Below are 25385 nucleotides of genomic sequence, written 5' to 3' on the forward strand. Positions count from 1 at the left end.
AAAAATAAAGGTTCTTAAAACAAAATTATAAATATGAATACATCAAAAAAAACATATTTTTCTTCCATATTAATTATTTTAATTGGCTTCTTTGGTTATGCACAACACAACAAACCTGCAATAGAATCTTTTGAGGATGAAGCAGTTTTAAATGAATATAAAACTACAAATAGTACCATTTCTACGAGTGAAGACCATTTTAAATTTGGTGATAAATCTTTAAAATGGACTTGGACAAATGTAGCTTCTGTAACTACTTCAAACTTTAAGTTTTTAACTTTAGATGAAAGTCCTTTGGCTTATGGAGATCATTTTCCTGCAAGTCCTACTTTACAAATGGATATCTATAATGAAATTCCTCAAAATGAAACAATAACTATTTCTTACCAAAAAAACGGACAAAAAGAAGTTTGGTTCGATATTGCTTTAACCTTTAAAGGATGGCGAACAATTTGGGTTCCTTTTTACGAAATGAAAGGAAATACCCCAAAAAAAGGAGCTATTATAGATTACGATTCTTTTAAAATTACCACAAATTCAAAAAGTGGAACTTTATATTTTGATGATATTATTTTTTCTCAATACCAAGATGACAGACATCAATATCCAGATGAAATTGTTCCATTTATTAAAGATGGCCAAGATTTAGCTAAAGATCATTGGATGCCATTAATTAGCAATTACAATCGTATAAAAAACGTAAAAGAAAAACCTATTTCTGTAGCTACAAGAATCGACTTAAAAAAGTTCGAGCAAAAAATTGATGCAGATTTAGTAATTCCAAAAAAATATAGGATTTATATTAATTCTTTAAAAGAAGACTTCAATAAATTAAATCTAAAGGATAATGGAGAAATAATTACAGGACCACCTTTAACTTTTCAAAGAAAACAATCTTTCTACGATAAAATACAACAAGGTAAGAATGAGTTTAATGATGTTGGTGAATTAGGTAAAATATTAAAAAAATTAGCTAATTTTCATAAAAGAGGTAATGCAGAAGAAACAGCAACAATTGAAGAAATGTTTTTAACCGGAACAAAATATTTTTTAGACCAAGGTTGGCAAGCAGGTTCTAATGGCGGAACAAGACATCATGTTGGTTACAATGTTAGAGAAATTACAGATGCATTCTTTATTATGCGAAGATTTTTATATGAAAAAGGCTTGTTAAAAGAAGTTGCAAGTAGCTTACATTGGTTATTTAATTTAGGAATGGTTTTAGACGACGAAAGTAAATTTCACGTAAATATAGACTATTTAAACACCCAAGCATATTATCATTTAAAGCTAATTTTCATGTTTGAAAAACAAGAAACACAAGCTAGAATGTTAAGTGCATATTCTAAATACATGTCTATTATTTTAGCACAACAAAAAGAAGAATGGGGTTTTAAAATAGATGGAACTGCTTGGCACCATAATGGACATTATCCTGCGTATGGAATTGGTGCTTTTCAAAATGTACCAAAAGTAATAAATACGTTAGCAAGAACAAGATTTAGAGTAAGAACAGAAGGCCATGAAAATTTTAGAAAAGCCTTTTTAGCATCCAGAATTTATAGTCAGAAATACAATTGGGGTTTTGGTAATGCTGGACGTCATCCATTAGAAAACAATGGAATAAATTCTCTAAAAGAAGAATTTTTATTGATGGCAAATGCTGGAGATCCGACAGGAAAAACTAAAATAGACAAGGAAGTTGCAGCAGCATATTTAAGACTTTGGGGAAAAGAGGATGTTTTAAACTCTACTTTATTTACTCAAATAAACGGAATAAATGAAGAAAATCTTACTGGTTTTTACACGTTTCCTTATGGAGCAACTGCTGTAAAAAGACAAAATGATTGGGCAGCAATTATTAAAGGATATAGCAAATATGTTTGGGCATCAGAAATTTATGTGGCTTCTAACAGGTATGGAAGATATCCTGCAAACGGAACCATACAATTATTGAATAAAAAAGGCGAAAAAGGAAGTGGTTTTAAACAAGAAGGTTGGGATTGGAACAGATATCCTGCAGCAACTGTTATCTATTTACCTTTTGAGGAATTAGAACCAAAAATGCCCTTAATTATGTTTCGTTCTGCAGAAACTTTTGCAGGAACTACAACTTTAGGAGAGAATGGAATTTTCGGAATGATTTTAAACGAAAGTAAAGGTTCTAATGCAGATGGAAATGAAGTAAATGTTGGTTTTCCTGGAAAGTTAAAAGCGAAGAAATCGGTATTTTCTTTTGGAAATAAATTAATTTGTATTGGTACAGATATTTCGAGTATCGATGCTAAAAATCCAACTCAAACAAACTTATTTCAAACATTTTTAAAAGATGAAAAAGATCTGATTTACATTCCTTCAGATGAAATTAAAAATTTTCCTTTTAAAGGAGAAATCCCTAAAAACAACGAACAAAAAAACTGGATTATAGATAATTATGGAAACGGATATCATATTTTATCTAATGATGCTGTTCAATTCAAAAAAGAAAAACAAAAATCATATCACAATAAATATTCTATCAATACTGGTAAAATGAATCCGAAAGGAAAAGGAGCAAAAGAAACTGAAGGTAATTATGCTTCTGCATGGATAAATCATGGTTTAGCACCAAAAAACGCCAATTATCAATATGTAATTTATCCATTCAATAATGAAGGAGAAATAAAGAATTTTGATCAAAAAGTAAAGAACGACAATTCTTATACCATTTTAAAAGCAGATGGAATTGCACACATTGTTAAAGATGAAAAAACAAATACTACAGGTTATGTTGTTTTTGAAGCTGATAAAAATGTAGAAAACGGAATTTTAAAATCGGTTTCTAAACCTGCCTTAATTATGGCAAGAAAAGACAGTACAAACAAAACAACATTAAGTGTAGTACAACCAGATTTAAATTTTCAACAAATAAGAAGTAACAGATATATCAACTTTAGTAGGCCTGTAAAATTTATGATTACACTGCATGGAAAATGGTCTGCTCCAATTTCAGAAAATGTGCTTTCAGTTGACAATTCTTCTGATACAACAATTATTTCTTTAGAATTAAAAGATGGTTTGTCTCACGAGGTTGTTTTAATAAAACTAAAGTCTTAAAACATTTTACAAAGTTTTTTTGTTAAGCTAATTAAAGCATTAAAAATTTTGTAAGTTTAAATCCAAATTATGAAATCGACAATTAAATTTATTTTTGTTTTGTGCTTTTTTTTAAGTTGCAAAGACAAATCATCAGAAGAAAAAATTGCTAAAAGTAAAATCAAAAAACCAAATATTGTTTTCATTTATACAGACGATTTAGGTTATGGAGATGTAAGTGCTTATGGTGCAACAGAAATTAAAACTCCTGCAATAGATAAATTGGCATCTGAAGGTATTTTATTTAAAAACGCCTATGCAACTGCTGCAACTTGCACACCTTCCAGATATTCTTTGTTAACTGGAAACTATGCTTGGCGAAAAAAAGGAACTGGAGTTGCTAAAGGCGATGAGTCGCTTTTAATAGATACAAAAAGAACAACTTTACCTGGAGTTTTACAAAAAGCGGGTTATCTAACAGGAATTGTTGGAAAATGGCATTTAGGTTTAGGAGACGAAAATGGCCCAAATTGGAACGGAAAAATCAGTCCAGGTCCATTAGAAATTGGGTTTGATTATTCGTATTTAATTCCTGCAACTGGAGACAGAGTTCCTTGTGTTTTTGTTGAAAATCATCATATTGTAAATTTAGATCCAAAAGACCCTATAACCGTAAATTATACAGAAAAAGTTGGAGATTGGCCAACAGGAAAAGAAAATCCGGAGTTGTTAAGAATGAAAACCTCGCAAGGTCATAACAACACAATTGTAAACGGAATTAGTAGAATTGGTTACATGACTGGTGGAAAAACTGCTTTGTGGGATGATGAAACGATACCAATGGAATTGGTAGATAAATCTAAAAAATTCATCAATTCTAATAAAAATCAACCTTTTTTCTTATTGCTATCAACACACGATATTCACGTACCAAGAATTGCTAATAAAATGTTTCAAGGTAAAAGTGGTTTAGGCCCAAGAGGAGATGTTATTTTACAGTTAGATTGGACAGTAAATGAAATTGTAAAAACGTTGAAAGAACAAAATTTATTAGACAATACAATTATCGTTTTTTCGAGTGATAATGGCCCAGTTGTAGATGATGGTTATCAAGATCAAGCAAGAGAATTATTAGGAAACCACAAACCAACAGCTGGTTTACGAGGTGGAAAATATAGTGCTTACAATGGAGGAACTAAAATTCCATTAATTATTCGTTGGCCAAATGGAAAAGGAAAAGGCACAGTTTCTAATGCGTTGGTTAGTCAGGTTGATTTTTTAAGTTCTTTTGCTGCTTTAACAGGAATAGAAAAAGTTAAAAATGATGTAATTGATAGTAAAAATACACTAGATGTTCTTTTAGGTGATAATAAAATTGGAAGAACTGCAATTGTACAAGAAAGTTTTATGGGACCAGTTTCTTATTTAGAAGGAGATTGGAAATATATAGAACCTTTAGATGGTCCAAAATTAGTTCCTTGGGGTCCAATTATAGAAACTGGTTTTCAAACGGAACCTCAATTATATCATTTAAAAGAAGATATAAATGAGCAAAATAATTTAGCATCAAAATATCCAGAAAAAGTAAAAGATTTAAGAGAAAAACTGTTTAATATAAAGAAAAACGGTTTTAAGAATCAGCATGAGGTTAATTTGAATTAATAACATCACTTTTAAAATTAGTATATAAAATACAAGTATTGAAAACATACATCGTACATAAAATTGATAACAAAGACATTATTCTTTCTGGAAAAGGTAATCATTCCATTTGGAAAAAAGCAAGTAGCATAACAGACTTTTCTTCTCCTTGGGATAATAATCCTATTAAAAAAATAGAATTTAAAGCAGTTCATAATTCAGAAAAAATATTTTTTCAATTTAAGGTTGATGACAATCACGTATATATTCATCCTGCAGAAGATAAAAATGATAGTATAAATAATTCAGACAGAGTAGAATTGTTTTTTAGAAGTGATGCTTTTCTAAATCCTTATTATTGTTTAGAGATAGATCCACTTGGAAGAATAATGGATTTTAAAGCAAAACCAAATAAAAATTTCGACTTTAATTGGAATTGGCCTTCAAAAGATATTGAAGTAAAATCAGAAATTGAAGCTAATTATTTTATAGTCGAAATTGCAATTACACTTCAATCTTTAAAAAATCTAAATCTTTTAAAGAAAGGAAAATTAGAAACAGGCATTTACAGAGCAAAGTACAATCAACAAAAAGACAAGTCATTTAAGCCAACTTGGATTCCTTGGATTGATCCCAATACAGAAACACCTAATTTTCACACACCAACCTCTTTCGGTATCTTAACCCTTGAAAATTAACAAAATACACAATAAAAGAACAAATAACCCACCTCTTTTGAATTGCTAACCACCTCAAATAAATTTGATTCCACAGTAATTTTATCCTAATTAATTTAAAACTTAACAGGATGAAAAAAATTACAATTAAAAAAGCATTTGCAATACTTGCTTTTCTTTTTATTGGAAGTATAACATTTGCACAAATACAACCTGCAGGGAAATGGTCTCCAGAAGGAGATTTAAATATACTTAAAGTTACTGGTGATGCAGACAATGGAGATGGAGTTAGTGATGGCGCATTAAACTTTAATGGTGTGGGTACAGTTGTAGGACAAGGAGGTGTTTTTACTTTTGATGGCACTATGCAAGAAGGTAAAAATTATACTATTAATAGTGCATTGTATAATGCAAACGGATCCTTTGTTAAGGTAAGAGTTTCTTTACACAACAAAACTGATAATACAGAACTGGCAGTTTATATTGATGCAGGTACTCAAATGAATAACGGCGATATTGAGTCTGTTGTATTTAGTTATACAGCTGTTTCAACTGACGCTGGAGATGTTTTAGAATTACGTTTTATAAGAAATGATGATGGCAATCCTGCTCGTGATTTTAGAGTAGATAATGTAAATTTAAATGGAGATACTGTAGGAGCAAGAACTATCGTTTATTCAGAAGATTTTAGATTTGCATCTACTGCTAGAGGTTTTGAAGCAAAAATAATTACAGATGGAGGACATACTGCTCCTGCAAATATATTAAACAGAGTTAATGATATACCAGATTTAGCAGATAGCAATAACCTTTTTGATCCTTCTATTGATAGAGAAGCAAATAGAATTCCAAACGGAACTGTTAGAAATCAAAAAACTATTTCAACAAGAGGAGATAATGGCACAACTAATTTTGCAGTAGATGCTTATGCAGTTTTTACAACATTAGACTTAACGAGTTCAAATACAGAAATTAACCCAAGTGATGATTTTGTCTACGCAAGTTTCTGGACACAAAGAAGATTTGCACAAGGAGATATTGCCACAATAACTGCTAGAGTTTCTACAGATTATGCAGGTGATGCAAGTACAGCAACTTGGACTACAGTTCCTTTACATTCTGGAAAATTTGGTAATTCTACAAACGATGATCAAACTTTTGTAAAAGGTATTGTAGATTTAAGTGCTTACACTAGCAGTTCAACTGTAACCTTTGCAATTCGTTATCAGGGTAGTACAAGCGCATATTCAAGTTCAAATAGAAATGGTACTTTTTACATTTCTGATTTACAATTTATAGCCCAAGAAACACCAATTATAAATGTTTGGAATGGTGCAAGTGCAGTTTTAACTGCAGAATCAAACTGGAATACAAAAGCGGCTCCAGTAACAACAACAAATAATTATGTTTTTCCTTCTGGATTAGCAAATTACCCAACAATAACTGGAACATTAGTAGCGAATAATATTACTATTGAAGATGGAGCAAGTTTGGTAACAAATGGAGCAACAATAACATCTAATATAACTTACAAAAGACAATTAACTACACCAACTCCTACAGGAAATCCTGTTATAGATAATTTAGAAGGATGGCATTTAGTTTCTTCTCCAGTCTTAAATCAAGCTTTAAATGATACTTTTATATCAGGAAACTCAATAGCAAGCGGCTCACTTACAAGAAAAGGAGTTGCAACATATACCGAAAATGGAAATATTTGGGATTATTTTGAAAACACAGAAACTGCAACCTTTGCTAAAGGACAAGGATATTCTATAAAAAGAAGCTCAACAGGAAATGTTTCTTTTAATGGTAATTTACACCTTGCAGATGTAGAAACAGCAACTTTAACAAGAGCCACAGATGGTTTTCAATTAGTGGGAAATCCTTTTCCAGCATATATTAGTAGCAAATCATTTTTAGATAATAATGCCATTTTATCTGCTAATAAAATGATTTGGATTTGGAATGATAGTTCTAATTCTTACGATTCTTATGTTTCTACTACAAATTTTATAATTGCACCAGGACAAGCATTTTTTGTGCAAGTTAATCCTGCTGAAAGTGGTACCTTAACTTTTGCTGAAAATAACCAACAACATAATGGATCAGATACTTTTCAAAGAAGTTCTAAAACAGCAATTAAATTGATAGTTGATAACGGAACTACAAATAGGTATGCCAAAATTAATTATGATGATAATGCTACAAAAAGTTTTGATAGTGGTTCTGATGGTGAAGTTTTTGGGGGTGTACCAAACTCATTTGAATTGTACACTCAATTATTAAAAAGTAATCAAGAAAAAAAATATCAAATACAATCTTTACCAAATTCAGATTTAGAATCTATGATAATACCTATTGGTATAAAAACAACAGCTAGAGAAATTACTTTTTCTGCTGAAGCTTCAAACTTACCATCAGATTTAAAAGTATTTTTAGAAGATAGAATTAATAGTACCTTTACACGTTTAGATGAAGCAAATACAGTTTATAAAGTAACATTATCAAAAGCTTTAAATGGTACTGGTAGATTCTTCTTACATACTGCACAAAAAGCTTTAAGCGTAAATGATAATGCTATATTAGAAAATGTAAGAATTTATAAATCTGGTTTATCTACCCTAAAAATCGTTGGTTTACAAGAAGGAAAATCAACTATAAAATTATTTAATATTATTGGAAAAAAAGTAATGCAATCTTCTTTTGATTATAATGGAACTCAAGAAATCGCTTTACCTAAATTAGCAAAAGGAATTTATATCGTTCAATTGACTTCTAAAGCTGGAAAGTTGAATAAAAAAATAATTTTAGAATAATATCGAGAACTTTTAATATAAAACATCATGAAAAAACAAATAGAAAATACACAAGATAATACTCAAGAAATTTCTCGTAAAGACGCTCTTAAAAAAATAGGAAGTTACGGAAAATATGCAGCCTTAACTGCATTAGGAACTTATATGATATTAAATCCGCAGAAAGCACAAGCACAAAGTCCTGAAGCCCCTGGAGCAGGATTTTAATATCTAATGTTTAAAAAAATAACAATAAAAAAAAGGGCTTAAAATTATTTAAGTCCTTTTTTATTATTTAATATCTAAACTGATTGTTTTTAAATTACTCCTAACTCTATACCAACTTTTTTAAAAGCCGAAATCGCTTTATCTAAATGTTCTTGTGTATGTGCTGCAGATAACTGTACTCGTATTCTTGCTTTTTCTTTTGGAACTACTGGAAAGAAAAATCCAATTACATAAATACCTTCTTCTAATAACTTATTTGCCATTGTTTGAGATAATTGTGCATCATACAACATTACTGGTACAATTGCTGCATCTGCTCCAACCAAATCGAAACCTGCTTTTTCCATTTCTGTTCTAAAGTAATTCGTGTTCCATTCTAGCTTATCTCTTAAAGTGGTATCATTAGAAATTAAATCGAAAACTTTTAAAGAAGCTCCAACAATTGCTGGCGCTAATGAATTTGAAAATAAATATGGTCGAGAACGTTGTCGTAAAATCTCAATAATCTCTTTTTTTCCTGTGGTGTAACCACCCATTGCTCCTCCAAGCGCTTTTCCTAAAGTTCCTGTAACGATGTCTACTCTATTCATTACGTTTTTAAGCTCCACAGTTCCTCTTCCTGTTTTTCCTATAAAACCTGTTGCATGGCATTCATCAACCATAACCAAAGCATCGTATTTATCTGCTAAATCGCAAATATCATCTAATTTCGCAACAATGCCATCCATGGAGAAAACACCATCTGTAACAATAATTTTAAAACGGTGATTTTGTTTATTCGCTTCAATTAATTGTTCTTCTAAAGAATGCATGTCGTTATTATTGTAACGATATCTGGCAGATTTACACAAACGAACGCCATCTATAATGGAAGCATGATTTAAACTATCGGAAATAATTGCATCTTCTTTTGTTAATAAAGGCTCAAAAACGCCTCCATTTGCATCGAATGCTGCTGCGTATAAAATAGTATCTTCTGTGGTGTAGAAATCTGCAATTTTTTGTTCTAACTTTTTATGGATATCTTGTGTACCACAAATAAAACGAACAGAAGACATTCCAAATCCGTGAGAATCTAAGGTGTCTTTTGCAGCCTGAATTACTTCTGGATTGTTAGACAAGCCCAAATAATTATTCGCACAAAAGTTTATAACTTCTTCTCCAGTGGATATTTTTATAACTGCATCTTGAGATGATGTTATAATCCTTTCAGATTTGTATAAACCTGCATCTTTTATTTCTTGAAGTTCTTGCGATAATTGCTCTTTTATTTTTCCGTACATATTTTTTAAATTGTTACTAATTTATACTTTTCTTCTAATTTTTGAATCATAATTTTAGACATCGTATTTAAATTGTAAACTGGTTTCCAGCCCCAATCTACTCTTGCATTTGTATCGTTAATACTTTGTGGCCAAGAACTTGCTATTTTTTGTCTAAAATCTGGCTTATAACTTATTTCAAAATCTGGGTATATCTTTTTTATTGCTTCAAAAATTTCTTTTGGATTAAAACTCATTCCTGCTAAATTATAAGAAGTTCTTATAGAAATTCTTTCTTTTGGAGCATCCATTAATTCTAATGTAGCTCTAATTGCGTCTTCCATAAAAATCATAGGCAATATAGTATCTTCTTCTAAAAAACAGCTAAATTTTTCTTTTTTAACTGCTTTGTGATAAATATCTACAGCATAATCTGTAGTACCTCCTCCAGGCAAGGATTGGTAACCAATAACTCCTGGATATCTTAACGATCTTACATCTAATCCATATTTTTCGAAATAATAATTCCCCCAATTCTCCCCAGAACTTTTGCTAATTCCGTAAACGGTAGTTGGTGTTAAATTTGGATTTTGTGGTGTGTTTTCTCGTTCTATTTTATCACCAAATACAGCTATTGAACTTGGATAAAATACTTTATCTACTCCATTTAATCTAGAAATTTCTAAAACATTAAAAAGAGATTTCATATTAATATCCCAAGTTCTTAGCGGGTTTTCTTCTCCTTTTGCAGATAAAATTGCTGCTAAATGGTAAATTTGGGTTATTTTATTTTTGGTTACGATTTTTTCCATCGCTTTGTAATTTGTAGCATCTAATTGTTCGAAATGTCCAATGAAATTTGGTTTTTCAAACAAATCTGTGGCAATTACATTTTGCTCGCCAAATTTTTGTTGCAATTCTTTCGTTAATACAGATCCTAACTGACCTCCTGCACCAGTTATTAAAATTTTAATCATAACCGTAATTTATTTTATGAATAATTATGTACATTTTAAGGACAAATTTCCATTTAATTTCAATTTAAAATGGATGTTTTATTCATCAAAAGAGGTGCATTAATTTGTCAATTAAAAGTATTTTGGTTTGTTTAGATAAAATGGTTAAAAAGAAAGGAATAAATCGATATTTTTTCATCAATTTATTCCTAATAAAACTAATTCAAACACTAATTTTTATTGCTCTTTGTTTTAAAGGATAGGTTTTGGTAACTTAGAAAAGTTAATATTAGGTGCTTTACCATTTGCTTCTCTAGAAAAATTTGTTTTTGGAGTTACATTTTCATTAAAAAAACCACAGTTTTTTAAGAAAAATTTATTTCCAATAACTCCCCCTGCATAATCTAATCTTTCATTTGCATTTGCTGTGGCATCTGCAGTAAATGTTCCTTCTGTAATTTCTAACCATTCTTTATTTGTGGTATAAACCCATTGATTTCCGAAATTAACTTTTCTTGTTTGGTTTCCAGTACTTGGATAAAAATTCTCTAAAAATGAATACAACCCTTTTAAATGTGTGGATGTTTTTGGTCTCCTTAAGCTCGCTATTATTTGCCAATTTCCAATTAATGGATCATAAAAATAGGCAGTATAATCAGTAGATCCTGCCACAGAAGATGGTTCTCCTTTCAATAAAAATCGGTAGGCTGTATCTACTTTCCAGTTTACATTTTTAAAACACTGAATTCCAGAACCTTCTCCTCCAAAATTTTTAATAATTACTCCTTCTCCACCTCCTAAACTTGTTACTGTATAATCTTTTGGAATTTGTTTTGGATCGTCTGTCACAAAAGCACTCCAAATAGAAAATAATACACGTCTTTCTGATTTAGAATTTACTTGTATTCCAAAATAACCCTGTGCATGTCCATTTGCCATAAAAAAGCTGCCTAATTTATCTTCTCCAGCTGGAACTATAATTTCATTATAAAAATACTCCACTTCTCCACTTTTTGGTTGGTTGTAATTAAAATGTACAGAAGGGCCTCTTCTACCAAAATGATGATTTTTAGATGGTACAAAATTTAAAGTTTTCTTAACGGCTGTACCTCCAAAAAGTACTTCGTCTATATCTGCAATTATGTTTCCCTTTTTCTCTTTTCCTTGAATTTCGATTTTTACATATCCTTCATCAACATTAAAAGTTCCTACGTTTATAGTTTGGTACTCTTTATTTTCTACCTCTATTGTTTTTGTAACATTATTTACAGTTATGTTCATTTTAGATTTCCCATCAGGAGATTTCATTTTTAAACCAACGTTTAATTTTCCACTTCCTGTTCTTACATAGGTGTTAAGCACATCGTCTAAAGAAGTCCAATTACGGATTTCTTCTTTTGTAAGAATGTTACCATTTTCTGGGTTATTTCCAGCAATCCAACTATTAGAAGCTATTGGAACACTTGCTGTAAAAACTGTATCTAATGTCGCATTTTTCTTTGCCACATTTGAACAAGAATAGTTAGATAGTATAATTTGTAATATAAACATCGTAAAAAACACTTTTCTAACGTTGTTTTTTTTATTCATTACATTATTCATAATATATTAAAATTTCTGGTTGTTGATTATTGAAATAAACTTCTCTACAAAATTGAGATATTTTTATTATAAAATGAGGGACTTATTCATCAGAAAAGGAGTATAATTTTGCGAAAACGTCTTTTTAATCTCTAGAAAAAAAGGAATAAACCAATAACTTCTTATCGATTTATTCCTAACCAAACTAATTCAAAATAATTGGTGTTATTAATATGTATATGCTTTTACTTCTGCTAATGCTGCGTTTTCTGTACCATCATGAGAAGCACGAGCAATAATTTTAAAATACCTGAAGGTTTTAGGCGCATTAAAATCTATATTTTGTGCTAATTTAGAATTCTCTAACGTAAAACTCCCTAAAGAAGTCCATGTGGTTTTATCTGAGCTTATTTCTATATCTAATGTTTTTATAGTTCTCGATAAATTTTGTCTTTGAAAGAATTGTAATCCTTCTACAGTTTGCTCAGAACCCATATTAACAATTAGATTATGAGGTGCAGTTGCAACACAACCTCCACTCCAACAAGAATGCCAAAAAGTATCTAGTTTTCCATCAATAATATCTGCAGCTCTTCCTGTACTCCCTTCTCCACCTTTATCTTCTTGGGTACTAAAACTATCTAATGTCCAAGAAGAATTATTTAATATGTTTACATCTTTGGGTGTTGCAAGAATCGTTGGTACAGGTAATTTAGAGAAATCTATAATTGGTGCAGTGCCATTTAAACTTCTAGTAAATAATGTGTTTGGTGTTACATTATCATTAAAAAAACCACAGTTTCTTAAATAGAAAGAATTCCCTTCTGTACCTCCTGCATAATCGAATCTATCTCCTTCTGAAGCTGTAGCATCTGCAGTATAAGTTCCTTCATTTAATTCTATCCAATTTCCTTCTGTAGTATAAGCCCATTGATTTCCATACTTTACTTTTCTTTCCTGATTACCTGTACTTGGAATAAAATTCTCTAAAAAAGAGTGTGTTCTTTTTATATAAGTTGTTGTTTTTGGTCTTCTTAAACTAGCTATTAATTCCCATTCTCCTACTTCTGGATCAAAAAAGTAACCAGTATAATCTGTTGAACCTTCTACAGATGCTGGTTCTCCTTTTAATAAAAACTTATAAGTAGTTCCTGCTTTCCAATTTGCATTTTTAAAACTTTGCAATCCTGACCCTTCATTACCAAAATCTTGTACTGTTACTCCTGGTCCATTTCCTAAATTGGTTACTTTATAGTCTTTAGGAATTTGATTTGGATCATCAGTTACATAGGCACTCCAAACAGAAAATAACACACGTCTTTCTGTACTTGAATTTACTTGCATTCCAAAATACCCATTTGAATGTCCATTTACCATAAAGAAAGTTCCTAATTTATCTTGTCCTTCTGTTACAGTAACTTCGTTATAAAACCATTTTGTATCTTTTCCATTAGGAAGTTTGTAGCCCATATGTACAGATGGCCCTCTTCTACCAAAATAATCGTTAGTATCTGGCACAAAATTTAAAGTTGTTGCTACTGCTGTTCCTCCAAAAAGAATTTCATTAATGTCTCCAATATAAGTTCCTTTTTTACTATTTCCTTGAATTTCAATTTTCACATACCCTTCAGTAACATCAAAAATTCCTACATCTACAATTTCGTAGCTTGTATTTTTAATATCTATGGTTTTTGTAACTCCATTTATTGTTACATTAATTTTAGATTCACCATCTGAAGATTTCATTTTTAAACCAACATTTAATTTTCCACTTCCTGTCTTTACATAAGTGTTAATTACATCGTTTAAAGATTGCCAATTATGTATACCTTCTTTAGAAATAATATCTCTATCTTTTTCAGGATCTCCAACTAGCCAGCTATTAGAACCAATGGGAACCGTTTTTGTAAGACTTAATCTTGTTGGAGCTGGATCTGAATCTCCACCTTCAGGAGCTACTTCTACTGGAACTGAATCCACAGTTCCTTTACTTGAACAAGAAGAAAGATATAGTGTTGTATTTAATAATAATATTACAAAAAGAAAAAACTGTAAATTTTTAGATTTGTTCGTTATCATAGTAATTTTTTTAATTAATTTATTTTATTTACTAAAAAGAACTTTTCATCCAATTATATGGTTTTCTTTTAATCCAATTTCCTCTTGTAAAATCTGGGAAATCTTGCGCTTCTCCATTATTTTCAATTGAAACTTCCGACAAAGGGGTAACTGCACTCCAAGCTGCTGCATCATAAGCATCCATAGGTGGTGCAATATTTTCTTTTGCAGATTCTACAAATGCATTTAAAACGAAAAAGTCGATTCCTCCATGACCTGCTTCTGTTGCTGAGTCTCCAAATTTTTTCCAAAGTGGGTGATCGTATTTTTTAAACCATTCGTCCATACCTTCCCAATTATGTGCTTTTGTTTTCCCTTCTATATGAATTCTTTGGGTATGAAAATCGAATTCTGCGATACCTTGTGCTCCTTGAACTTCAAAACCTAAAGAATATGGTCTTGGTGAATTTACATCGTGCGTTACAATAATTGTTTCTCCATTAGCAGTTTCTATGGTTGAAGTAATAATATCTCCCTGCTTCCATTTTAATTTTGCGTTAGGATGATCTTTACCTCCATTCTCTACAATATATTTATTTAATCCTATCGCTTTTGTTGCGTTAGAACTAATTGATACAAAACGATTTCCTCTATTTACATCTATCATTGTAGCAACTGGACCTAAACCATGTGTTGGATACACATCTGCATTTCTAAGAAGTGAATGTTGTGTTCTCCAAGCTGCTTCAGATATACCTTTTTCACCAAACTCGACTCCTTTTCCATATCCAGTTTTACCATCGTTAAATTTCACAAACCTTAAATCGTGTTTGTAACCACATCTAAAATGTAACATTTCCCCAAAAACATTTTGTTTTACCATGTTTAAAACCGCTAAAACATCTCTACGATAATTTACGTTTTCTAAAATCATTAAGTGAGAACCTGTTTCTTCGTGAGTATTCACTAAATCCCAACATTCTTCCATGGTGTTTGCAGCAGAAACTTCTAAACCAGTATATTTTCCAGCTTTCATAGAATCTACAGCCATTTTTGTATGCCACAACCAAGGTGTAGAAATTATAACAGCATCAATTTCTTCTAAAGCTAACAAATTTTTATAGTCATGTTCTCCTTTTCCAAATACCTTTGGCGCTTTAAAACCAGCTTTTTTAATTCTTTCTAAAGAAACCTTAATTCTGTCTGGATCAATATCGCAAATTGCAGTTACCTCTACATCTTTTCTTTTTAATGCATTTGCCAAGTGACCAATACCTCTTAAACCCACTCCAATAAATGCTACTTTTAATATCTCTTTCTTATTATTAAAATTTGCTCCGTAAGCGAAGTTTGGCATTAATGAAATTCCTGCACCTACTACAGCAGTTTTCTTTAGGAAAGATCTTCTTGAATTTGATTCCATATTTATATTTTGAAATTGTTTTTTTACAAATTTGATATTAAATCGATTATTATTTGAGATAAATTCTTCAAAAAGGCAAATTTTAAGGTCAATTCTAATATTATGATTAATTATCACCCCTTTTTGAAGAATTTAGACCGAAGTCATTTTCACTTTAGTCACAGAAATTATAAAAAAACAATATATTTATAAAATAAAATCTTTATACAATTACTATTGTTATGAATATAAAAACACTTCCATTATTTATAATCTTACTTCTTTTTTCGACTTACTTTTTTTCACAGAATAGTATAAAAATTAAGAATATAAATCCAGTTTATAATAATAAAAAGATAGCTATTAGTAGTGTTTCTAATGACTTAACAGGTAATATTTGGATGGCAAATTCTCTAGGTATTTTAAAATACAATGGCTATTCTTATACTTTAATAAAAAATACAGATGTATTTCCAGAAATTTCTTCTTCAGATAGGGTTTATGAAATGTATTCAGACAAAGAACATAATATTTGGATACGTTCACTTGAAGGTTTAGTGTCTAAATACAATTCTAAAACAGGGGTTTTTATTCCTATTTACAAGCTATTAAATGAAAAAATAAGAACAATAAAACCTATAGATAATGGGTTAATTTTAGGTTCTAATAGCGGAAAAATTTACACCTATTTTAATGAAAATATTAAACATATATGTACAATTCCTAATATTAATGGAACAGATAAACGAATACTTGATTTAGAATTTGATGGGAATACTACTTTTTTTATATCTGATAATTCCGGAAAAATTTACACATATAATAAAAACTCTAAAAATTTAAAAGAACTAGTAAATGGGTTTATTGATTTTGAAGTAAATACAATTCTTCAAATGGACAATTATAACAAACTTTGGATTGGTACAGATGCACAAGGTTTTTTTATTTATGACACAAAAGAAAACAAGTTTATTGAAAAAAAATTTTTAAAAGGTGCCGTTAATAAATTAGATAAAGAACTTTTTATAAGTATTTTTAAAGACAGTTTTGGCATTATTTGGGCTGGTACAGATGGTGGAGGTTTGTATAAAATGGATTCAAAAACAGGATTAGTAGAAGTTTTTAAACACACATACCCTTCAGAATTTACATTGGGCAGTAACACTATTTTAAGTGTTAGCGAAGATCTTAATAATAATATTTGGATTGTCTGCAATTTTCAAATTATAAACGTTATTCCTAAAACGAACCCAACAGTAAATTTTATTCCTGGTTCTGCAGATAAAAGAACAACACGAGTATTAAGTTTACATAAAAGCAAAAACGGTACTCTATGGGTAGGTACAGATGGAAATGGTTTGAGTGAACTTAAAAACAACAAACAATCTAAACAATATTTTAATGATATTAATAATAACTTCTATGTACAATGTATTACAGAAGACGATTATGGAAACATTTGGTTTGGAACTTATCGAAATGGTATTTGGAAATATAATACCCGCTCAAAATCTTTTAAAAAAATACCATTAAAAAATAAACAAAATCAGTTTGCGATTGACGTAAGATTAACATTTAAAGATTCTAAAGGTCGTATTTGGGTAGGTTCTAATGTTGCTTTAAATGTATATGATAAAAATGAAAAATTAATTGCAAGTTTTAACAATAGAGAAAATGGACTTGATGGTTTTAGTATAGAAACAGCACTCGAAGACGAGAATAATGTACTTTGGTTTGGACAACAGTTTGGTGGTTTATTCAGATTTGATGAAGCAGAAAACCTGCAAGAATCTCGTTTTGCAAATTTCGATAACGGTAAAATTAACGGAGAAATTCGTGTAATAGACATGGTTTTAGGTAAGAAAAACGAAATTTGGTTTATAAACGAGAAGCTAAAGTTAATTTTATTTAATACAGTAACGAAAGAGTTTAAAGACTTCAAAGATTCTTACCAAAATAAAACACTTAATTTCACAGCAATAAATACTTTAGATAGAGAAAATTTTTGGCTGAGTTCTATCCAAGGAGTTCATCACTTTAATTCCAAAACAAAAAAAATATTATCCTACTACTCTACAGATGGTTTTCAGGAAAATAGATATTTCTACAGAAGTACACTAACAAATAATGGAAATATATATTTTGGAGGAGAAAAAGGAATAAATTACTTTAATCCTTTAAAATTAGAAAAAATGGTTGCGCATCCGCAATTATCTATCTCAGATATTACCATATTAAATCAACCAGCTAGAGATATTATTCCAAATCAAATTTCTTCTAACAATTACGATTTTAAAGAAATAACACTTAAAAACAATCAATCTTCATTTTCTGTAAAATTCGCAGCAATCGATAATATTTTAAATCCTAATTTTTTATACTCTTATCGATTAAAAGGATTTGAAGAAGAATGGAAAACAACATATTCTGAAGGTATAGCCACTTATACCAATATTCCAGATGGAACATATACATTAGAAATTAAAGCAAAGGAAATAAACCAAACAACTGCAACATTAAAAAATAATATCCATATAAATATTTTACCACCTTTTTGGAAAACTTGGTGGGCATGTTTAATTTATCTACTACTTTTTACCTTACTTGTTTTAGTTTTTTTTAAATGGTATGGACTTAGAAAAAAGTTTTTAATAAATCGAATAAGTAGAAGAAAAGAAAAAGAACTTCATTCGGAAAAAATGAACTTTTTCACAAAAATGTCTCATGAAATTCAAACCCCTATTACACTTATTATTGGTCCAATAGAAGACATGTTAAAAAGAGCAGAGATGAATGGAAACTTACTCTTAGAAGAACGTTTAAATATTATTAGAAATAATGCAGTAAGACTTTCTCGAATTGCGAAAGAATTAACTCTTGTAAAAAACAAAGATTTAAAAAGACTAAAATTATCTGTCACAGAAAACGATTTATATACAGACATTAACAGCATCTGCTTATCCTTTAAAGAAATAGCGAGAAGTAAAAAAATAGATTTCTCTGTAAACTGCCCAAAAAATATTGAAAGTGCCTGGTATGATAAAGAAAAATTAGAACATATTTTATATAATATAATTGGCAATGCTTTTAAGTTTACACCAGTTGAAGGAAATATTCAAGTAATTGTTAAGCCTGTAGATAAGAAAAACAATATTAAAATTTCTATTTCAGACTCTGGAGTAGGTATACCAAAGAGCGATTTAGAAGATATTTTTAAGCTTTTTTATCGATCAAAAAATAAAACAAAAGCAAAAGGAACTGGTATAGGACTTGCTTTAACAAAAGAATTAGTCGATTTACACAAAGCAAAAATAAAAGTTAATAGTTCTAAATCTGAAGGAACAACTTTTACATTAAAAATTTCTATTTCTGAAGAAAATTATACAGACGAAGAAAAAATAACTTCAAGTAAAAAGATTGGTGTTATTGATGAAGCTAACATTACCAACAAGGATAATAAAGTTGTTTTAAAGAAAAACAGCGATCCTAATAGTAATAAAACAATTCTAATTGTTGAAGATAATTTCGAGCTTCAAAATTTTATAAAAGACCTATTATCTGATCAATACAATATTTTACAAGCAGAAAATGGAAAAGAGGGTTTTTATTACGCTAAAAACAATATTCCAGATTTAATTATTAGCGATATTATGATGCCAGAAATGGACGGAATCGAACTCTGCCAAGCATTAAATAAAGACAATTTAACAAAGCATATACCTGTTATTTTATTAACAGCCAAAAACTCCACACAATCTAAAATTACAGGTTTAAAAGCAGGAGCTTTAGAATACATAAATAAACCATTTAACACCAACGAACTTCTTTTAAAAGTAAATAATATTATAAACTCAAAAGACTCTATAATTTCTAAATATCGAAAAGAATTAATTAGCAGACCTTCTATAAAATTAGAGCAATCGCAAGACGAAATATTTTTAGAGAATTTAAATAAAATTGTAAACGAAAATTTAAATGATGCCAATTTTAAAGTGGATTCTTTAGCTGAAAAACTAAACATGAGTCATTCTAGTTTGTATAGAAAATGTTCTAATTTAACAGGATTAAGCTTAATCGATTATATACGCCAAATGCGTTTAAAGAAAGGTGCAATTATACTTGTAAAGTACGGTTACAACATTTCTGAAGTAGCATATATGGTAGGCTTTAACAATCCAAAATATTTTTCTAAAAGCTTTAAAAGTCAGTTTGGCAAGAGCCCAAAAGAGTTTAAAAGCACTGCAACATCCACAGAAAGTATCGAAGAATTCTTAGAAAAAAACAATATAGATTTCAAAAACTTTAATGAAGCCTAGAAACTAGAGAAATAAATATAAAAACTATTTATATCCATAATGTATAATTGGCCATTTCTAAAAGAGATAAGATTATAAATTAGTCATCATAGCTATACTTCACAGTTTTTTAAAAAATTTTGAAACTTATTTATTCTAAATAAATAACCTATACATTTTAAATTTAAGTACAATAACAATATTGGAACAATATTCTTCTATTTCACTTAAAACCAAGTATCTTCTTCATTACATAAAAGAAACAGAAACTTTACAAACAAATTCTAGTCGGATTTAAATTCATCAAAAAGGAGTAAAAAACAGTCAAATGCTAATTATTTCTTAAAATAACCCCTTTTTCTGGTTGAAATTAAACCTTTGAAATTGGGTTAAATTCTAATATTTGTAATTATAAAAATATCCGCTTTTAAGAATTTTGAAAACATATTTAATTAAAACGGATATTTAATAGTTAGATAAATAATCAAATTTGAATTATGACAAAAGCAACATTTACTTACCTGTTTTTAATTGTTTTTACAATAACAGGTTATTCTCAAACAAAAACTGTTAGAGGTTCTGTATACGAAAAAGATACAGGTTATCCATTACCTAGCGCAAACGTTCAGGTAAAAGGTACATCTAAAGGTGTAACAACCAATTTTGATGGTAATTATGAAATTAATGTTAAAGTAGGAGACATTATTGTTTTCAGCTATCTTGGTTTCGAGAACAAAGAAGTAAAAATCGAACAGAAAGATGTAATTGATGTTTACCTTACTTCTTCTGCATCGCAATTAGATGAAATTATTCTGGTAGGTTATGGTAAACAGAAAAAGCAAAGTGCAGTTGGGGCACAGTCTTCAATTAAAGCAACAGAACTAAAAATACCTGTTAGAGATTTAACTACAGCTATTGCTGGAAGGCTATCAGGAGTTGTTTCTACTGAAAGAGGAGGAGGTCCTGGTTCTAATGGTGCTAATTTATTTATTAGAGGTGTTGCAACATTTTCATCTAGCCCACAAGGACCACTTTTAGTTGTAGATGGAGTTCCAGATAGATCTATAAATAATATAGATCCAGAAGACATAGAAAGTTTTACCATTTTAAAAGATGCAACTTCTACAGCAGTTTATGGAACTAGAGGGGCAAATGGTGTTATATTAATTGTTACCAAAAAAGGTAAGGTTGGTAAACCAATAATTAATGTCGAAGTAAATCAAGCTATCACAAAATTCACGGCACTTCCAGAATTTATAGATGGACCAACGTTTCAAACATTATATAATGAAGCGCAAGTAACTAGAGGTAAAAATCCTGCATTTACACAAGATAGAATAGATTTAACAGCAAGTGGAGCAGACCCAGATTTGTATCCAAATGTAGATTGGTACGATACTATTTTAAGAGATTTTGCTACGAATAAGAGGTTAAATATAAGTGTTTCTGGAGGAGCAGAAGCTGCAAGATATTATATCTCTGCTGGTTATTTTGGAGAAGATGGTCTTTTTAAAACTGGAGATGTAGATAATTTTAACTCTAAACTAAGCTTAGATAGATTTAATTTTACAAGTAATGTAGATGTTAATATAACTAAATCTACTAAATTAGATTTAGGTATTACCGGTTTTGTTACCAATTTTAATGCTCCTGCAATTGGAGTAAATGAATTGTTTAATTTAACAACATCTACAGCACCACATATTATTCCTGGAGGAACATATAGTAATGGACAATGGCCACAATTGCAAGGTACAAGAGAAAGCCCTTTTCAAGCTCTTACTCAATCTGGTGTACAAAACGTATACAGAAATAGTTTTAGAACAAATATTCGTTTAACACAAGAATTAGACTTTATTTTAGATGGACTGAGTGCTACAGGAATGTTTGCTTTTGATATTAATGCAACAAACACTAACAGAAGATCTCGATTTTTACAAACCTATTATGCAACAGGTAGAGATGCAGATGGCAACCTAATTACAGAAGTATCTTCTCCAGGAAACGAGGAATTATCTTTTTCTAATTCTTCATCTTCAGATAGAAGATTTTATACTGAGGCAGCTGTGAATTATGCGCAAACTTTTGGAAATCACGAAGTATCTGGGCTTTTATTATTCAATCAGTCAGATTTTAGAATTGCAAACCCAGGATCTTATGTAGCATCACTACCATTTCGTCAAAGAAATTATGTAGGTAGAGCTACTTACGGTTATAACGAGAAATATTTTGCTGAGGCAAACTTCTCATATTCTGGTTCAGACCAATTTGTTCCTAGTGAGAGATATGGTTTTTTCCCTTCATTTGGAGCTGGTTGGTTAGTGTCTAACGAGAAATTTTTCAAACCAATCGAAAATATTGTTTCTTACATGAAATTAAGATATAGTTTTGGTCAATCAGGAAACGCAGCAGTTTCAGACCCTAACTTAAGATTTTTATACTTATCTCGTTTAGGAGATTCAGGTGGTTATACTTTTGGTTCTCCTGGAGCAACAAGAGGTTTTACTGGTTTTAACGAACAGCTTATTGGAGGTAATACAAAGTGGGAAACTACTTATAAACAAAACTTAGGTATAGAAGTTAGTTTCTTAAATAACGATTTAGACTTAATTGTTGAGTTATTTAATGAAAGAAGAGAAGGTATTTTATTAAAGAACTTTGTTATACCTTATTCTTCTGGTTTAACTGTAGGTAATATTCCTTTAAGTAATGTTGGTAAAACAAAAAATAAAGGAATTGATATTACTTTAAATTACGATAAGCGTTGGTCTATGGATAATTTCTTCTCTTTCAGAGGAACTTTTAACTATAATAAAAACGAAGCAGTATTTAACGGTTTACCTCCTTTTAGATACGATTATCAAAATAGAATAGGACAACCTATTAGTCAACGTTTTGGTTATGTAGCAACAGGTTTATTTGAAACTCAAGACGAAGTTGATAATGCTGCTATACAAAATGGAGATACAAGACCAGGAGATATTAGATATAAAGATTTAAATGGAGATGGAATAATTAATAGTGATGATCAAACAGCAATAGGTTTAGGTAGTATTCCAAGAATTACATACGGATTAACATTCGCTGGAGGTTTTAAAGGATTTGATGCTAGTTTATTTTTCCAAGGAGTTGGACAAGTAGATTTTAATTATGCATCAGGTTTTGGAACACAACCTTTCGTACAAGGGCCAACTTATGGTAACGTTTATACAAACGTATTAGATCGTTGGACAGAAGCTAATCCAAATCCAAATGCATTTTACCCAAGATTATCAACTAACGAAACTCTTACTTCTAACTATGTTACTAGTACATTCTGGACGAAAAGAGCAGATTATATAAGATTAAAGCAAGCAGAAATTGGATACACTTTAGTTGGTGGAGAAGATGTTAGTGAAAAATATTTTAAAAAGCTTAGAATTTTTATTAACGGTACAAACTTATTAACTTTCTCTAAATGGGATTTTTGGGATCCAGAATTAGGTGATGGTAATGGTGCTGTATATCCGAATATCTCAACATATAACTTTGGTCTTAGACTTACATTTTAAAAAAAATATTATGAAAATTTCAAATTATAAACAAACTGTTTTTCTTTTATTATCATTACTATTTGTTTTTCAAAGTTGTGATAGTGATTATTTAGAAGCACAGCCAGAAAACAATCTTAATACAGACGCAATATTTCAAAACAGAAACCAAACAGAAAGATGGTGGGCAGGTTTATTTACACGTATTCCAGATTTCTTTAACATGCCATATGGTTTTCAATATTCGTTTATGACAGACGAATTAGATTCAAGTCAATGGAACTTACCTGTCATTAATAGTGGAGCATTAAATCCTGCTTCTTCCCCATCTAACTTTCAACAGTTATATGAATCTATTCGTTTATGTTCTATATTTTTACAAAACATAGAAGGCAATCAAGAATTACAATCTTTACAAAATGGAGATAAAATTATTGCACAATACAGAGGAGAAGCAACATTTTTAAGAGCATATTATTATTGGTATATGATGCGTCAAGTAGGGCCTGTTGTAATTGTACCTTTAGAACCAGCAAGTCCAACAGACGAATTACAAATTCCTAGAAGTACTTGGGATGAGTCTGTAGAATTTGTACTAACTCAATTAGAATTAGCAAAGGCAGATTTACCTACAGACTATTTTCAAACTGGTACCACTACTGTAGATGCTTCACAAATTGGACGTATCAATAAAATGATTGTTGAAGCTGTAGAATCTCAAATATTACTTTATCATGCAAGCCCATTGTATAATGGTAATACAACTATGACAGATTTTACTAACTTAGATGGAACTCAATTATTAAATAGTAATTACGACGCTGGTAGATGGGCAACAGCAGCAACTGCTGCCAAGAGAGCTATTGATATTGCTGAAGCTAATGGAAAAGGATTATATACTGCTAATGGAAGTAGTGCTTTTGAAACTGCATACAACTCAGTAAGAAACATGTATTGGGATGGATGGCAAACAGAAGGAGTTTGGGTAAGACCATCTTCTGCAGTAACCGGAACTTACGAAATTCATGCTTCACCAAGAGGAATTGCAGGAACTGCATATAATGGAATTGCTGTTGTTCAAAAATTAGTTGATGATTTTAGAACAGCAAGTGGCTTAAAAATTGAAGATGATCCAAATTATACAGAAGTAAATTATGAAGCAACTGCAACACCATATTATGTTGCTGGAACAAACTCTATGTTTGCAAATAGGGAAGCAAGATTTTATGCTAACGTTAACTTTAATGGAGCTGTTATGCCTGGAAATCCAAAACCGGGAGAAACTGCAGTAGAATTCTACAACACAGGAAATTCTGGAAAAGCCGGAGCTCCAAGAGATTGGCCTAAAACCGGTTTTTCTGCTAGAAAAAACGTACATCCAACATTTAGTGTAAACCCTTATGTAGCTGTAAGCAGACCAGCAATGCTTATAAGAGTTGCAGAATTATACTTAAATTATGCAGAAGCACTTAACGAATCTAGTCCTGGAAATCCAGATATTACTAATTATTTAAACAGAGTTAGAAATAGAGCAGGTTTACCAAATATAGCAAGTGGGTTAAGTCAATCTCAAATGAGAGAAGAAATAAGATTGGAAAGAAGAATAGAACTTTGTTACGAAGGTGCTCACAGATTTTCTGATGTAAGAAGATGGATGGTTGCAGAAGAAGAAGGTTATAAACAAGGAGGAGACTACTTTGGAATGACAATGGACGCTGGAAATACATTATCAAGCCCAGAATTTCATGTTAGATCTAAAGCATTCGAAAGAGCATCTTGGCAACGTAAATACTATTTTTTACCTTACGGTCAGAATGAAGCTGATAGAAATTTAGAATTAGTTCAGTTTCCAGGATATTAATATTTAATTAAAGTTATAATT

General features: G+C 30.2%; 13 protein-coding genes. 8 read left to right on the forward strand and 5 right to left on the reverse strand.

Going from position 1 to position 25385, the window contains the following annotated elements; genetic code table 11:
- Positions 1–33 precede the first annotated feature (33 nt).
- From H9I45_RS07800 to H9I45_RS07820, 5 genes are all read left to right on the forward strand, one after another.
- Positions 34–3096: a chondroitinase family polysaccharide lyase gene (locus H9I45_RS07800; protein ID WP_088354782.1), complete on the forward strand. Its 3063-nt coding sequence runs from the start codon at positions 34–36 to the stop codon at positions 3094–3096.
- A gap of 69 nt (positions 3097–3165) precedes the next feature.
- Positions 3166–4737, forward strand: a complete 1572-nt coding sequence (locus H9I45_RS07805) for a sulfatase family protein (RefSeq protein WP_088354783.1) — start codon at positions 3166–3168, stop codon at positions 4735–4737.
- Positions 4738–4775: 38 nt separating this feature from the next.
- Positions 4776–5414 carry a carbohydrate-binding family 9-like protein gene (locus tag H9I45_RS07810; RefSeq protein WP_176397586.1) on the forward strand — a complete coding sequence of 213 codons (639 nt, stop codon included), beginning with the start codon at positions 4776–4778 and terminating at the stop codon, positions 5412–5414.
- A 110-nt stretch (positions 5415–5524) separates the two neighbouring features.
- Positions 5525–8212: a DUF8693 domain-containing protein gene (locus H9I45_RS07815; protein WP_088354785.1), complete on the forward strand. Its 2688-nt coding sequence runs from the start codon at positions 5525–5527 to the stop codon at positions 8210–8212.
- A gap of 27 nt (positions 8213–8239) precedes the next feature.
- Positions 8240–8419, forward strand: coding sequence for a hypothetical protein (locus tag H9I45_RS07820; RefSeq protein ID WP_088354786.1), 180 nt, complete (start codon positions 8240–8242; stop codon positions 8417–8419).
- 89 nt (positions 8420–8508) lie between these two features.
- Here the strand turns inward: H9I45_RS07820 and kbl are convergent, their stop codons facing one another.
- From kbl to H9I45_RS07845, 5 genes are all read right to left on the reverse strand, one after another.
- Positions 8509–9702, reverse strand: coding sequence for a glycine C-acetyltransferase (kbl, locus tag H9I45_RS07825; protein WP_191141252.1), 1194 nt, complete (start codon positions 9700–9702; stop codon positions 8509–8511).
- Between the two features lie 5 nt (positions 9703–9707).
- A complete protein-coding gene (locus H9I45_RS07830) occupies positions 9708–10658 on the reverse strand; it encodes an NAD-dependent epimerase/dehydratase family protein (RefSeq protein ID WP_088355390.1) in 951 nt (316 codons plus the stop codon).
- A gap of 231 nt (positions 10659–10889) precedes the next feature.
- Entirely contained in the window at positions 10890–12227 is a 1338-nt protein-coding gene (locus H9I45_RS07835) for a DUF3472 domain-containing protein (protein ID WP_176397607.1), read from the reverse strand.
- Between the two features lie 219 nt (positions 12228–12446).
- Positions 12447–14297: a DUF3472 domain-containing protein gene (locus tag H9I45_RS07840; RefSeq protein ID WP_088355388.1), complete on the reverse strand. Its 1851-nt coding sequence runs from the start codon at positions 14295–14297 to the stop codon at positions 12447–12449.
- Positions 14298–14328: 31 nt separating this feature from the next.
- Entirely contained in the window at positions 14329–15699 is a 1371-nt protein-coding gene (locus H9I45_RS07845) for a Gfo/Idh/MocA family protein (RefSeq protein ID WP_088355387.1), read from the reverse strand.
- Between the two features lie 221 nt (positions 15700–15920).
- Between H9I45_RS07845 and H9I45_RS07850 the strand changes: the two genes are divergently transcribed.
- From H9I45_RS07850 to H9I45_RS07860, 3 genes are all read left to right on the forward strand, one after another.
- Positions 15921–19994: a hybrid sensor histidine kinase/response regulator transcription factor gene (locus H9I45_RS07850; RefSeq protein ID WP_088355386.1), complete on the forward strand. Its 4074-nt coding sequence runs from the start codon at positions 15921–15923 to the stop codon at positions 19992–19994.
- A gap of 476 nt (positions 19995–20470) precedes the next feature.
- Positions 20471–23524 carry a SusC/RagA family TonB-linked outer membrane protein gene (locus H9I45_RS07855; protein WP_088355385.1) on the forward strand — a complete coding sequence of 1018 codons (3054 nt, stop codon included), beginning with the start codon at positions 20471–20473 and terminating at the stop codon, positions 23522–23524.
- A 10-nt stretch (positions 23525–23534) separates the two neighbouring features.
- Positions 23535–25364, forward strand: coding sequence for a RagB/SusD family nutrient uptake outer membrane protein (locus H9I45_RS07860; RefSeq protein ID WP_176397606.1), 1830 nt, complete (start codon positions 23535–23537; stop codon positions 25362–25364).
- Positions 25365–25385 lie beyond the last annotated feature (21 nt).

The organism is Polaribacter haliotis, assembly GCF_014784055.1.
Taxonomy (GTDB): domain Bacteria; phylum Bacteroidota; class Bacteroidia; order Flavobacteriales; family Flavobacteriaceae; genus Polaribacter; species Polaribacter haliotis.

Excerpts from the sequence above, each read along its gene's own strand:
- H9I45_RS07800 (WP_088354782.1), top strand. The coding sequence starts at position 34 with ATGAATACATCAAAAAAAACATATTTTTCTTCCATATTAATTATTTTA.
- H9I45_RS07805 (WP_088354783.1), top strand. The coding sequence starts at position 3,166 with ATGAAATCGACAATTAAATTTATTTTTGTTTTGTGCTTTTTTTTAAGT.
- H9I45_RS07815 (WP_088354785.1), top strand. The coding sequence starts at position 5,525 with ATGAAAAAAATTACAATTAAAAAAGCATTTGCAATACTTGCTTTTCTT.
- H9I45_RS07820 (WP_088354786.1), top strand. The coding sequence starts at position 8,240 with ATGAAAAAACAAATAGAAAATACACAAGATAATACTCAAGAAATTTCT.
- kbl (WP_191141252.1), bottom strand. The coding sequence starts at position 9,702 with ATGTACGGAAAAATAAAAGAGCAATTATCGCAAGAACTTCAAGAAATA.
- H9I45_RS07830 (WP_088355390.1), bottom strand. The coding sequence starts at position 10,658 with ATGATTAAAATTTTAATAACTGGTGCAGGAGGTCAGTTAGGATCTGTA.
- H9I45_RS07835 (WP_176397607.1), bottom strand. The coding sequence starts at position 12,227 with ATGAATAAAAAAAACAACGTTAGAAAAGTGTTTTTTACGATGTTTATA.
- H9I45_RS07840 (WP_088355388.1), bottom strand. The coding sequence starts at position 14,297 with ATGATAACGAACAAATCTAAAAATTTACAGTTTTTTCTTTTTGTAATA.
- H9I45_RS07845 (WP_088355387.1), bottom strand. The coding sequence starts at position 15,699 with ATGGAATCAAATTCAAGAAGATCTTTCCTAAAGAAAACTGCTGTAGTA.
- H9I45_RS07850 (WP_088355386.1), top strand. The coding sequence starts at position 15,921 with ATGAATATAAAAACACTTCCATTATTTATAATCTTACTTCTTTTTTCG.
- H9I45_RS07855 (WP_088355385.1), top strand. The coding sequence starts at position 20,471 with ATGACAAAAGCAACATTTACTTACCTGTTTTTAATTGTTTTTACAATA.
- H9I45_RS07860 (WP_176397606.1), top strand. The coding sequence starts at position 23,535 with ATGAAAATTTCAAATTATAAACAAACTGTTTTTCTTTTATTATCATTA.